The organism is Yimella radicis (genome assembly GCF_054778255.1).
The window spans coordinates 96,161-108,458 of record NZ_BAAGZR010000024.1 but is presented as its reverse complement, the minus strand read 5'-3'; the positions used below and the strand labels follow the sequence as shown (position 1 = coordinate 108,458).

Annotated in this window: 12 protein-coding genes; 5 read left to right on the top strand and 7 right to left on the bottom strand. The window is 67.7% G+C overall.

Features of this window, described 5'->3' with window-relative positions:
• Window positions 1-53: 53 nt before the first annotated feature.
• Complete coding sequence (serS, locus tag ACYU8W_RS12800; RefSeq protein ID WP_499469608.1) at window positions 54-1,367, bottom strand: serine--tRNA ligase; 1,314 nt, start codon at window positions 1,365-1,367, stop codon at window positions 54-56.
• 83 nt (window positions 1,368-1,450) lie between these two features.
• Here serS and ACYU8W_RS12795 point away from each other — a divergent pair, with 83 nt between their 5' ends.
• Together ACYU8W_RS12795 and ACYU8W_RS12790 are read left to right on the top strand one after the other, a co-directional pair.
• Window positions 1,451-2,383 carry a diacylglycerol/lipid kinase family protein gene (locus ACYU8W_RS12795; RefSeq protein WP_499469606.1) on the top strand — a complete coding sequence of 311 codons (933 nt, stop codon included), beginning with the start codon at window positions 1,451-1,453 and terminating at the stop codon, window positions 2,381-2,383.
• Window positions 2,380-2,826, top strand: a complete 447-nt coding sequence (locus ACYU8W_RS12790) for an SRPBCC family protein (protein WP_499469605.1) — start codon at window positions 2,380-2,382, stop codon at window positions 2,824-2,826. Before ACYU8W_RS12795 ends, ACYU8W_RS12790 begins: the two co-directional genes overlap by 4 nt.
• A 24-nt stretch (window positions 2,827-2,850) precedes the next feature.
• On the opposite strand, the gene ACYU8W_RS12785 is transcribed toward ACYU8W_RS12790, so the two are convergent.
• Window positions 2,851-3,306, bottom strand: coding sequence for a hypothetical protein (locus ACYU8W_RS12785; protein ID WP_129624418.1), 456 nt, complete (start codon window positions 3,304-3,306; stop codon window positions 2,851-2,853).
• A gap of 191 nt (window positions 3,307-3,497) precedes the next feature.
• Window positions 3,498-4,103, bottom strand: coding sequence for a hypothetical protein (locus ACYU8W_RS12780; RefSeq protein WP_499469603.1), 606 nt, complete (start codon window positions 4,101-4,103; stop codon window positions 3,498-3,500).
• Here ACYU8W_RS12780 and ACYU8W_RS12775 point away from each other — a divergent pair.
• Complete coding sequence (locus tag ACYU8W_RS12775; protein ID WP_170221658.1) at window positions 4,102-4,476, top strand: class F sortase; 375 nt, start codon at window positions 4,102-4,104, stop codon at window positions 4,474-4,476. The genes ACYU8W_RS12780 and ACYU8W_RS12775 overlap by 2 nt on opposite strands.
• Window positions 4,477-5,059: 583 nt before the next feature.
• On the opposite strand, the gene ACYU8W_RS12770 is transcribed toward ACYU8W_RS12775, so the two are convergent.
• Window positions 5,060-5,602 carry a hypothetical protein gene (locus ACYU8W_RS12770; RefSeq protein WP_499469600.1) on the bottom strand — a complete coding sequence of 181 codons (543 nt, stop codon included), beginning with the start codon at window positions 5,600-5,602 and terminating at the stop codon, window positions 5,060-5,062.
• 140 nt (window positions 5,603-5,742) lie between these two features.
• Here ACYU8W_RS12770 and ACYU8W_RS12765 point away from each other — a divergent pair, with 140 nt between their 5' ends.
• Window positions 5,743-6,651 (top strand): HNH endonuclease, encoded by a 909-nt coding sequence (locus ACYU8W_RS12765; RefSeq protein WP_499469598.1) that lies wholly within the window; start codon window positions 5,743-5,745, stop codon window positions 6,649-6,651.
• On the opposite strand, the gene pheA is transcribed toward ACYU8W_RS12765, so the two are convergent.
• Window positions 6,648-7,586: a prephenate dehydratase gene (pheA, locus tag ACYU8W_RS12760; protein WP_499469596.1), complete on the bottom strand. Its 939-nt coding sequence runs from the start codon at window positions 7,584-7,586 to the stop codon at window positions 6,648-6,650. The two genes, ACYU8W_RS12765 and pheA, sit on opposite strands and share 4 nt — an antisense overlap.
• A gap of 111 nt (window positions 7,587-7,697) precedes the next feature.
• A complete protein-coding gene (locus ACYU8W_RS12755; RefSeq protein WP_499469594.1) occupies window positions 7,698-8,183 on the bottom strand; it encodes a DUF4446 family protein in 486 nt (161 codons plus the stop codon).
• A gap of 36 nt (window positions 8,184-8,219) precedes the next feature.
• On the opposite strand from ACYU8W_RS12755, the gene ACYU8W_RS12750 reads away from it, so the two are divergent.
• Window positions 8,220-8,849, top strand: coding sequence for a TMEM165/GDT1 family protein (locus tag ACYU8W_RS12750; RefSeq protein WP_499469592.1), 630 nt, complete (start codon window positions 8,220-8,222; stop codon window positions 8,847-8,849).
• Between the two features lie 2,081 nt (window positions 8,850-10,930).
• Here the strand turns inward: ACYU8W_RS12750 and ACYU8W_RS12745 are convergent.
• Window positions 10,931-12,196 carry a glycosyltransferase 87 family protein gene (locus ACYU8W_RS12745; RefSeq protein WP_499469590.1) on the bottom strand — a complete coding sequence of 422 codons (1,266 nt, stop codon included), beginning with the start codon at window positions 12,194-12,196 and terminating at the stop codon, window positions 10,931-10,933.
• Window positions 12,197-12,298: the final 102 nt, after the last annotated feature.

Below are 12,298 nucleotides of genomic sequence, written 5' to 3'. Positions count from 1 at the left end.
TAGTGCAGGACCGTTGCGCGGCGCTGGAACAAGTAGCGGCAGAAGCGCTCGACCTAGGCGATCGGCTTGAGGACGTCCGTGCCGACGAGCGGCTGCAGCGCGGCCGGCATCCGCACCGAACCGTCCGCCTGCTGGTGGTTCTCCAGCAGGGCGACGATCGGACGCGTGTCGGTGAGCATCGTGCCGTTCAGCGTCGCCGCGACCTCCGGCTTACCGTCGGCGCCGCGGTATCGGACACCGAGGCGGCGGGCCTGGTAGGTGGTGCAGTTCGAGGTCGAGGTGAGCTCGCGGTAGGTGTCCTGCGTGGGCACCCATGCCTCGCAGTCGAACTTGCGTGCGGCGGGCCCGCCCAGGTCGCCGGCGGCGACGTCGATGATCCGGTAGGGCACCTCGAGGCCGTCCAGCACCCGCTTCTCGATGCGCAGCAGGCGGTCGTGCTCGGCCTCGGCGTCCTCAGGCTTGCAGTAGATGAACATCTCCGTCTTGGTGAACTGGTGCACGCGGAAGATGCCGCGGGTGTCCTTGCCGTACGAACCGGCCTCGCGGCGGTAACAGGTGGACGTCGCCGAGTAACGCAGCGGACCATTGTTCAGATCGAGGATCTCGTCGGCGTGGTAGCCGGCGAGCGCCACCTCGGAGGTGCCGGTGAGGAACAGGTCGTCGGCTTCGAGCAGGTAGACCTCGTCCGCGTGGCTGTCGATGAACCCGGCGCCCGCCATCGTCCGGCGCAGCACGAGGTTGGGCACCATCAGCGGGGTGAGTCCCTCTTCGCGGGCGATCTGCTGGCAGTACGCCATCAGCGCCTGGGCGAGCACCGCGCCCTGACCCTTGAGGTAATAGAACCGCGAGCCCGACACCTTCGCGCCGCGCTCCATGTCGATGGCGCCCAGCTTCTCGCCGAGGGCGAGGTGGTCGAGCGGCTCGAAGTCGAAGGTCGGCTTGGTGCCGCGCTCCTCGATGGTGACGAAGTTCTCCTCCCCACCGGCGGGCACACCGTCGATGACGACATTGCCGACCTGACGCATCAGGGCGGTGAACGCATCGCCCTCGGTGTCGGCGGCGGCGTCCAGTTCCTTGACCCGTGCGGCGAGGGTGGCGGCTTCGCCACGGACGCGGTCGGCCTCGGCCTCGAGTTCGCTGACGTCCTCGCCGGCCTTCTTCGCCTTGTTGAGGCGGCCCATCACCGCGCCGACCTCCTTGCTGACCGACTTCTGCTGCGCGCGCAGCTGCTCGAACTCACCGAGTGAGGATCGGCGCGCCTTGTCGGCGTCCAGAATCTTGTCGACGACGGACTCGTCCTCGCCACGGGCACGCTGGCTGGCTTTGACGGCGTCGGGGTTCTCGCGCAGCAACTTGATGTCGATCACGCGAGCCAGGCTAGTCGCTGAGCCAGACCCATTACCTCCCGGTTTACTGCAAGGCCGCATCGGCTGGCAGGCTTGGGCCCGCCATGAAGCGCGCTGCGGTGGTCGTCAACCCGATCAAGATCAAGGACATGCGCCTGCTGCACCGCGAGGTGGAGCAGGTGATGCGTCGTCATGGCTGGGCGGCGCCCGTCTGGCACGAGACGACGATCGAGGATCCGGGGTTCGGTCAGACCCAACAGGCGATCTCCGACCAGGTCGATCTGGTCGTTGCCCTCGGCGGCGACGGGACGGTCCGGAACGTCTCGACCACGCTCCTCGGAAGTGGCATCCCGCTCGCGATCCTTCCTGCCGGCACCGGAAACCTGCTCGCCCGCAACCTGGGCTTGCCGATCCGCAATCGCAAGGTCGCGCTGCGGGCAGCGCTCGCCGGCCGCGACCGGGCGATCGACACGCTGTTCGTGGAGATCGACACCACCGGGGACGGGGTCGCGGACGAGTCCGCGATCTGCACGGTGATGACCGGGTGCGGGCTGGACGCCGAGATCATGGCGTCGACGTCCGAACGCCTCAAGGCGCGAGCCGGCTGGCTCGCCTACCCGATCGCGGGACTACGGCACATCAACGCCCGGCGCACGCCGATGCGAATCGCATTGGACGACAACGACTTCGAGGATGAGCGTCCACTGACGACCGTGCTGGTCGGCAATTGCGGACGCCTGACCGGTGGCGTGCGCCTGATGCCGGACGCCGAGCCCGACGACGGCGTCCTGGACGTCCTCGAACTGTCTGCCGAGCGCGCCTCATGGGCGCCGTTGATCACGCAGGTGCTGTCGGCCTCGACCCGGACCACGTCCCAGGTGCGGCACCGCACCGCGGAGTCGATCCGGATCGAGTGCGAGGAACCGACCCGCGTCGAGATCGACGGTGAGGTGCACGAGCACGCGCTCGCCGTCCGGATCTCGATCAAACCGAAGTCGCTCGTGGTGCGCGTTCCTCGTTCGTCGAATCCCTCGTGACCCGCCTCTTCCGGTTCCACTCCGAGTTCGATCTGGACGCCGCGCCCGGCCGGGTCTTCGAGGTATTGCGCGACATCGACAGCTGGCCGCTGTGGTGGCCGCAGGTGCATTCGGTCGAACGCATCGACGACGTCAGCGGCCACGTCGCCATTCGCTCAGTACTACCGATCACGTTCCGAATCAAGCTGATTGCGATGGTGGAAGATCCCACCAGTGGGACGCTCAAGGCCTCGCTTGAAGGCGACCTGACCGGTTGGACGCAGTTCGTCGTCTCCCCTGAAGCCGGACGAGCCCGACTGGTCTACGACCAGGAGGCCGTCGCCACCAAGCGCGGCTACGGTCTTGCAGCCAGCATCGGCGCACCGGTGCTGGTCCTCAACCATCGACTGATGATGCGCGCAGGCATGCGCGCTCTGGAACGACGAAGCGCCGGCACCCCGTGAGGTGCCGGCGTTGTTGAACATCGGTCAGTAGAAGAAGACCTTGCAGGTCTTGTCCACGTCGGCGTACGACCCGAGCTTCTTGTGGTCGAGTCGGATGTGCACCTCGGCCCCGCGGGCGTTCGTGCCGCGCGCGGACTCCATCGTGATCGTGTCCCACACACCTCGCGTGATGTAGTAGCCCCCCCACCGATTTCCGCCGACCCAGCTGTGCTGCATCATCACTGCGGACAGTCCGCGGAAGGTGTAGTTGCTGTTGGTCTTGTAGTAGATCGGCTTGATGACGACCTTGTCGCGCAGCTTGCCGTTGTATCGCGTCACCTTGTAGGACGCCATCACTGTGCCGCTACTGGTCTTGACCCGGCAGGTCTGGATGTCGTCGTCGACCGCCTGCGCTGCGGGTGAGGCGACGACGCCGATCCCCGCCGCCATTCCGGCTACCACCAGCGCTGCCGCTGCCCGCGTACGAACCGTGTTCTTCACGGTGTTTCTCCCTCTCGGGCCCCGCCGCGCGGGGCGTGTGAACCGGCAGTGCGACGTCGAACTGCGATTCATGGTTCCCGGCACGTAAGCGAGCCTGCTTCGATCACCGGATACACCCAGGGATTGGAACCGCTCATCGGCGATCTCGGCGTGCTGGACGAGCACGGACGCCCCGTCGTCTCCCGCGGACATCAGGCGCCGGGCGCTGCGGTGCTGAGGGAACGTGGTTCATCGGCTACACCAACCCGATCAGCGGCAACCTGCGGGAACTGCGCATCGACTCCGGACGCATCGCCCACGCGATGCGTCACCGGGCGGCAGCGGAGCAGCGCGCGACCGCCTAGGCTGAACGCGTCCCGACCGGCCCGAGCAAGGACTGATCCGATGCGCTCCGCACTCGTTCCCGCCACCTTGGCCGCAACCGCCCTGGCGACGGGACTGCTCGCCGGGTGCTCCGACGACGCGGGCGACGGCGCCGCCACGTCGGCCACCTCCGGGACGACCGGCGTCTCGGGCACCAGTTCGGCCCCTGCCGATCCTGGCTCGACGAACCAGACCTCCAGCGGCACCAGCGGTGCATCCTCGTCCCCCGAATCCGGTTCTGCCCCGGGGACATCCGTATCGACTCCGACCTCAGCGACCAGTAGCCCGGCCGGCTCTTCGACGACGTCGACGGTGGTGCCCCAGCCGAAGGACAACAGTCGTCCGACATCGATCGCTGCGACCCCCGGACAGGGCTGCGTGCCGACGAGGGTCGACGTCCCGAGCGTCGGGATCACCGAGCCGATCGTCGCCATGGGCACGAACTCCCAGGGCCAGATCTACCCGCCCGCCCGCACCACCATGTGGTACGACAAATCGCCGCAGCCCGGCGACAAGGGCGTTTCCGTCGTCGCCGGTCACGTGACGTACGACGGGCCGGACGACTTCTACGAACTCGACCGCGTCGCGATCGGCGCGTCCGTCTCGGTGAAGTGCAGCAACGGACGCACCCTGGCCTGGAAGGTCACCGAGCGGCAGTCGATCAACAAGACCGCACTCACCAGGGACGCCCGCGTCTGGGGCTCCTCGCAAACCCCGGTCGTCGCGCTCATCACCTGCGACCGTGCGTCCAAGGTCGTCGACGGTCACCACCTGAACAACTACGTGGTCTGGGTTCGTCCGGCCTGACTTCGGGGTCGCTTCGTCTTCGTCCTGCCCCAGGGACCGAAGGCGCCTTCAACAGGCGCCTCGTAGGAGCAGGCGACCGCCACACCACGACCGGCTGCAGACGTCGCCTAGCTGAGAAGGGACTCGACCTGCCGACGAAGTTCCTGGGACCGCCCGGTCAACGGGTTCGGCGCAGGACGGAATCGCGGATCTGATGTCGCAGATACTGGGCGCGCCGATCTGACGACCGGTGCACCGGATACGTGCGCAATGTCGTTCCCCATCCGGACGACACGTATCCGCACCCGGTCCCGCACGCTCACTTGCCGGTGATCGTGGTCGATGCGCAGGTGGAACCCGTGGTGGCGGGCACGTGGGTCACGCTCGATGCAGCGCGTCAGTCTCTGGACGCGCGCCATTGGTGGCCGATCGTCGAACAAGCGCTTCGTCCGGCTCGGTAGCCGCCGTCAACCGGCGTCCGCGGCCTGTGGACAACCAGCGCCAAAACAAGGGGCTGTGGATACCCGCCGGTACGTGAATTTCGCTGCCGGCGAACGAAATTCATAACCGATCCTCTTCCATTCATATTCGAACACATGTACGATTAATGCATCAGGTAGAGCACTTCTGGGGAGGGCTGACCGGTATGGCCATCGACGACATTCCACTGCCGCACGACCCGCTGGCCCAGGGCCCGATCGCGTTCGGGATGCGCGAGGCTGCGCCCAGTCGCCCCGGTGAGGCAGCCGGCTGCGTCGACACCGTGGCCGGTGCGCTGCCGGCCGTGCGGCGCCTGGCCGACATCAGTACGAACCTCACCGACGCCGAACTCACCGCGGCCGCACGCTCCGCGCTCGCGCACATGCAACAGACCGAGGCGCTTGTGGTCGCCCTGACGACCGATGCGATCGATCGCGGCTTGGTGGCCTCCTCCACGGCAGCCGACGCAGCGCAGTGGATCGGCCGCCTGTCCCGCGGCGAATCGATCACCGCCGTCATGGGTGAGGCGGGCACAGGCGCGGCCGGCCTTCTCGTCCCGATCGATCAGGAGCCGAGCGCGGCGACGGACGCCGATCCGGAGGAACCCCTCCAGGTCGTCGCCGGACTGGAGCCCGGACACTGCTCGCGCCTGGCGAAGCTTGCCCAAGCCTGTCGTGCACCCAAGAACGCACTGGTGCTGGACGCGATCATCAGCGGACGCACCAACACCGCCATCGCGGCGACCGCACTGCACTGCACGAGATCGGACCGGTCACCGCGATACTGCCGGGCGCCGATCGCGACGAGTTGTTGGGCGCGTTCCTCTGCCTGCCGCCCGGGTCCGGCGCGAAGGCAGTCCGTGAACTCACCCACCGGATCGTCGCCCGCTTCGCTGACGACGACCAGCCTGATGCCAAGGAAGACGCTATGCAGCGGCACGAGTCGCTGTCGTGGTCCAACCTGCCGAACGGGTTGGTACGGCTCATCGCCGACCTCAGCCCCGACAACGCCGAGAAGGTGAAGCACGCGATCCAGGCGATGGCCGCCCCTTCGCCGGCCTCCGAGTGCTGCGACAACGTGCACCACAACCATCGGACGGACGAGGCCGACGGCTATGCTCACCACGACAGTTCGAAGAGCAAGGGCGAGCCCGATCTGCGCACCCCCGGGAAGCGCCGCGCCGATGCATTCACCGAACTCATCCGTATTGCCGCGCAGACGGTCGACAACGACGGTCAGACCAAGTCTGCCGGCACCGCGAGAATCGTGGTCACCATCAACTACGAACACCTCGCCGGAGTCCTGTCCGGCCTCGGTTACAGCCAAGGCGGAGTCGGGATGACGCCCGACACGGTCAGACAACTGGCCTGCGACGCCGAGATCATCCCGATGGTGCTCGGATCGAAGAGCCACCCGTTGAACGTCGGTCGAAAACGTCGACTGGTCGACAAGGAACTCCGCGCAGCAGTGATTCAACGAGATCGACACTGCACTCATCCGGGGTGCACCAGACCGCCGGTCATGTGCGAGGTCCACCATGTGAAGTACTGGTGGCACGGCGGCGAGACCTCGCTGCTCAACTCGGCACTCATGTGCAGCACCCACCACCGCATCGTCCACCGCGACAACCTGACTGCGACCGTCACCGATGAAGGCGTGACCTGGCATCAGCCCGGCGAAGGGGTGCAGCAATGGAGCACCGGGGCAGCGTCCTAACTGTCCACACGCAACATCTCGAACCACGTCTGCGATTCGCCGAACGCCTCGTCCGTCGCCGTCGGCACCACAGTTGCCGGACGCCGGTCGGCCCGCGGGTAGGAACCGAAGAAGCGCACCTTCGCCGCCACGCGGTGCAGCGACTTCAAGGTCTCCGCCACGCGGGCATCCTCCAGGTGACCCTCGAAATCGATCGAGAAGCAGTACGAGCCCATCGCCACACCGGTCGGACGCGACTCCAAACGGGTCATGTTGATCCCACGGGCGGCGAACTGCTCGAGCAACGCCAGCAGACCACCGGCGTGGTCGTCGTGCTGGAAGAGCATCAGCGTCGTCTTGTCGGCCCCGGTCGAGGCCGGCAGCTTGCCCGGCCCTGACACCACGACGAAGCGGGTCACCGCGGACGCGTTGTCGCCGATTCCCTCGGCCAGTACTTCCAGCCCGAACGTCTCCGCAGCCATCCGGGCACAGACCGCAGCCTGATAGGGCACGTCACCGTCCGACGCGAGCGCCTCGGCCGCAGCTGCCGTGGAGAGGGTCGGAACGTACTGTGCCGCAGGGGTGTTGGTGCTCATCCACCCGCGCACCTGTGCCCAGGCGTGCGAGTGCGAACCCACCGCATCAATGGACTCCAGCGGCGTTCCGGGACGCCCTGCAAGGACGAACGTGATCGGTACGAGAACCTCGGCCCGGATGAACAGGTCCTCGCGGGCGTTGAGCGCGTCGAGCGTCGCCGAGACTCCGCCCTCGACCGAGTTCTCGATCGGGACGACACCGAAGTCGACCTCGCCCGACATCACGGCGTCCAGCACCGCGGGCACGGTCGAGAACGGCACCGAACGCTCCAACTCGGCTGCAGCGCCGTTGGATTCGAGGTACGAGGCAAGCGCGGCCTGGGTGAAGGTGCCGCGAGGTCCGAAGTATCCGTAGCTCATGTGATCCTCATCGGTGCGGGTGCCGTTGCAAGTCGCAAGAATCGGCGTGCGTTTGTGCCCTTGGCCGCGCCCGGCGAAGGGCACCAACTCACGCCGATTCGGGTGGGGCGGTCAGGCATCGCGGTGGTCCGATCGCGCCGCAGCGAGGGCCTGGCGCTCTTCGGGTGACAGCGTGATCTCGCTGCGCCCGTCGATCACGCCCTTGGCGTAGGTGCGTGACTCGCCGCGGGCGTGGATCGAACTGATCACCAGACCATCCCCGGAGTCGTCCAGGATCGCGGCCGAGAACGACAGGCGACCGCCCATGTCGCCGAACGCGTCGTAACGGACCACCGAGACGTGTCGCAGCCCGGCGGCGACGTGCTCGTGCACTCCATCCACGCGTCCTGCGAGTGCGGTGACCCGCTGGTCGAGTGCACTGATGCGGTCGTGCTCCGCCTTCACCACGGACGCAACGTCGTGACCGCGTTCGCTCGAGCCCCAGAGCACCTCGAAGTTGCACTGCACCGCGCGCAGGCGCAGGACGGCCACTGCAGCACCCGCCAATGCGAGCACCGCGACGACGAGGGCGAGCAGCGCCACAGCGGTGGAGGTCACCTGGGCAGGTTAGTCGGGCACTAACCTGGCGCGGACATGGATCTCGCACTCGCCTTCACCGTCTTCACGACGCTCTTCATCCTCGAACTCCCGGACAAGACGTTCATCGCCACCTTGGTGTTGTCGACGAAGTACCGGCCACTGCTGGTCTGGATCGGGGTCGCATCCGCCTTCCTCGTGCAGACGGTCGTCGCGGTCGCGTTCGGTGGCCTTCTCGGACGGCTGCCGGAAACGCCGGTCAAGGCCGTCGTCATGGTGTTGTTCCTCGTTGCCGGTGTGCTGCTGCTCAAAGGCGCATCAAGGGCGGACGAGGAGGAGCACGAGGTCGAGGAGGAGTTCGGCGCCAAGGCGACGAAATCGGCCCAGGGCCTGAAGGTCATCTCGACCAGCTTCCTGGTGCTGTTCCTCGCCGAGTGGGGCGACCTGTCCCAGCTCGCCACCGCCGGATTCGTGGCCCGCGGCGGCAACCCATGGGCGGTCGGCGTCGGCGCCTTCCTTGCGCTGGCGCTGGTCTCCGGTCTGGCCGCGCTGCTCGGACGCACCTTGCTGCAGCGCATCCGGTTGGCCACGATCCGACGTATCGCCGGCTGCATCTGCCTGTTCTTCGCCGCCACGATGGCGCTGCAGCTGGCGGGGGTCGACCTGCCGCACTGGCTGCCCCTGTGAGCGACGCTGTCAGCTGCGGGTGAAGCGTTCGTCACGTTCGAACCCGGGGCCGCCTTTCGTTTCGGTACGGCACAGGCGCGGCGCCTAGGCTGACCTGATGCTGCGCCGCTGGATCCTCATCACCGCATTCACGGTGATGGCGTGCATCGCAGCGTCGGTCGCGTGGTCTGCTGTCCAGGCCCGACCACCGGTCCAGCCGGTGAGCGACCAACCCGGTCCGCTCATCGTCATCTCGGCTCGCGGCCTGACGCTGACCGACGGTCCGGACGCACGTACGTCCGCCCTGTGGGACCTCGCCCGGGAGGGTGCGGTCGGCGCGATGACGACCCGCGGCATGTCCGATCACAGTTGCTCGCCGCACAGTTGGCTCAGCCTCTCCGCCGGGGTCCGCACCACCCTGTGGAAATCCGTGCGCGCGACCCCGCCCGGCGAACCCACCGAACCGTGCCCAGTGACACCCGCACCCGAAACGTACCCGGATGGTTCGGCAAACTTCCCCGACTGGCCGTCCTGGCGACGGGCCACGCTGGCGCGCCAGCAACCGGCTCCGATAGGTGCCGTCGGCAGCCTGTTCAGCCAGTCCACGTCCGGGCGGTGCATCGCTGCCGGCGGCCGGGACGCGGCCCTCGGCGCCGCCGACAGGAACGGCGTCGTCGGGCACTACTCCCCGGACCCTCGCGCGGTCGACATCAATCGATGCAACATCACCTTCATCAGCCTCGACCGTCCGGACGACACCTTCCTGCGGCGCATTCTCGACAGCGCTCCCCCGCGCTCGACGATTGTGGTCGGCTCCTTCGGGGACGACGCCGGCCCGGAGCGCCTGCACCCCGTGGTCGTGGTCGGCCCCGGCGTCCAGCACGGGCTGCTCACGTCGGCCTCGACCCGTCAGCGCGGCATCGTCCAGCTCACCGACCTGTCCGCATTCATCTTCTCCCGCGCAGGCGACAAGGCCCCGAACCTGCCCGAGGGACGCAACCTGCTGGTCCAGCCGTCCGGCAGTCCGACCGCTCCGGTGCTGCGTACGGCTGAACTCAGCCACGCGCTGCACGTCGAGCACGCGACGGTCCGGGACTTCGTCATCGGCTTCTACGTCGTGATCGTCGTGCTTCTCGCTGCCGGGTATGCAATGGTGCTGGCCGCCCGCGGCCGCGACAAGCTGCGCGCAGCAGCGCACCAGTTCGTCGCCTTCGTCGCGGCGACCGCCGTCGCAATGCCGGTGTCGACCTTCCTGGTCAACGCCTACCCGTGGTGGCGGCACGACCGGCCCAGACTTTTTCTCGTCGGCGGGGTCGTGCTCATCGCGGTCATACTGGCAGCGGTCGCTCTGCTGGGGCCGTGGCGGCGCTGGCTCGGTGGTTCGACGGCCGCGCTGTGTCTGATCACGGGAACGGTGATCGCCCTGGACGTCACCCACGGGGACGACCTGCAACTGCTGTCGATGTTCGGACTTCAACCGGTCTACGGCGGACGCTTCTTCGGCATGGGCAACGTGGGTTTCGCCTTCTTCGCGACCGCGGCCCTGTTGTTCGCCGCGATCGTCGCCAGCCCGCTCACCCGGCACGACGAGGGACGTCACGGACTGGCAGCGCTCACCGTGGCCCTGGTCGGCGTGGCGGCGATCGTCGTCGACGGTTACCCCGGGTGGGGCGCCGAAGCCGGCGGGCCGATCGCGATGCTCCCCGCGTTCGCGTACCTCACGATCAACGCCGCCGGGCTGCGCCTGACCTGGTTGCGCTTCCTGATCATCAGCGCGGCCGCGGGATTGGTCGTCGTCGGCATGGCGGCCTTGGACTACCTGCGCGGCCCGACCGAACGGACCCACCTGGGTGACTTCTTCGCCCAAGCCGTGATGAACGGCAACTTCTCGCGCGCCGAGCGGGTGTGGCAGGCGAACTGGAACATGCTCACCGAGAGTCCGTTGTCGCTGCTCGTGCCGCTGATCCCGCTGCTGCTGAGCTACGTCCTGCTGCGCCCGCAGACCCCGTTGGGTGCACCACTGCGCCCGATCTTCGCGCACCTGCCGGTGCTGCAGAACGGAATGGCCGCCGTCACCGTGTGCTGGATCATCGGCTTCGCGGTCAACGACTCGGGGACGGGGATCCCTCCCGCCGGGCTGATGCTGCTGGCTCCGCTGGTCGTGATGCAACGGGCGCGGATCGCAGCCATCTCCCGATCAGCAGGAGAGCCCCGAACGCAGCGATGACGTAGCTGTTCGCCAACAGCTGCCAGAACGGGTTGAGCGACCAGTCGGTCGCGATGTCGCCCGGGGAGTTCATCGCCCAGAACGCCCACCACGGCCACTTGAACGTGTATGTCACGAACAGCAGCCCGATGATCGCCAGCCGCTTGCGGTCGCGTCCCGCGAGGCTGATCAGCACCGGGAAGACCACCAACAGCCAGTTGTGGTGGTGGATCCAGGACACCGGCGAGATGAGCACACCGACCAGGGCGACCGCGGCGACCGCGGCGAGAGTGTTGCGCCGGTCGTGGGCCTGCTTGGCGATCCGCATCCCGACGAACAGGACGGCCACCACGAGCACGATCCAGATCAAGGACCCAGCCAGGTTGTCGCCGCGCAGGCGGTAGATCGTGCCGCGGATCGACTGGTTGGAGACACCGGCGTTGGAACCGAGCCGGTGAGGGTCGAGCAACGCGCCGAACCAGAAGTCGACCGAGGTCTGGAAGTCGACCGCCGCTGCCAGGAGCGTGAGCCCAGCCGCTGTGCCGGTCGCGGTCCAGAACGCGCGCCACTGACGAGTGATCGCGAGATGGACGATGAAGATCGCCGGGGTGAGCTTGATCGCGGCGGCGAACCCGGTCAACACACCGAACGGGATCCGACGCACCGGACGCCACCGGGTGAAGTCGGCCAGCACGAGCAGCAGCAGGAACGCACCGACCTGCGCGAACCGGAACCCGTCGGTGACCGGGAGCATGTGCTGGGCGACCGCGAGCGCCAGACCGAAGGTCAGCGGACGCCACCATTCTGGCTTGGTCCACCAGCGCCGTCCGACGATCCAGACGATGGCGACATTGGTCAGTGCCTGGAGCGCGTACCAGAGCACGCCGGCGACGTGGAACGGAATGAGTGCCAGCGGGACCGCGAGCATCGACGGGAACGGCGGGTAGGTGAACGGCAGCAGCTGCGGCGGCGGCGTGATCGACTCGTACACCGGCCGGCCGATCAGGTGGGAGATGCCGGCATTGCGGTAGACCTCCAGGTCCACCTGCCAGCGACCCGGCCGGGCATCGATCAGGTGCAGCCAGACGAGCGGTGCGAGTGAGGCCAGGATCAGGGCCGCTGCACCGACCCAGGCGAGTCGGCGGCGGGTCTGATCGGTCACCCGGACATTGTGCCTGTCCACCGGCAGCAGGCGAGTCCCGGGATCATGCGGCGGTCGCAGCTCGGCACCGTCGAACTGCAGCACGGGTGGACGCCTACCCTT

Excerpts from the sequence above, each read along its gene's own strand:
- ACYU8W_RS12750 (WP_499469592.1), top strand. The coding sequence starts at position 8,220 with ATGGATCTCGCACTCGCCTTCACCGTCTTCACGACGCTCTTCATCCTC.
- ACYU8W_RS12780 (WP_499469603.1), bottom strand. The coding sequence starts at position 4,103 with ATGGCGACGATCGGCTCGGTGATCCCGACGCTCGGGACGTCGACCCTC.
- ACYU8W_RS12795 (WP_499469606.1), top strand. The coding sequence starts at position 1,451 with ATGAAGCGCGCTGCGGTGGTCGTCAACCCGATCAAGATCAAGGACATG.
- ACYU8W_RS12775 (WP_170221658.1), top strand. The coding sequence starts at position 4,102 with ATGGGCACGAACTCCCAGGGCCAGATCTACCCGCCCGCCCGCACCACC.
- pheA (WP_499469596.1), bottom strand. The coding sequence starts at position 7,586 with ATGAGCTACGGATACTTCGGACCTCGCGGCACCTTCACCCAGGCCGCG.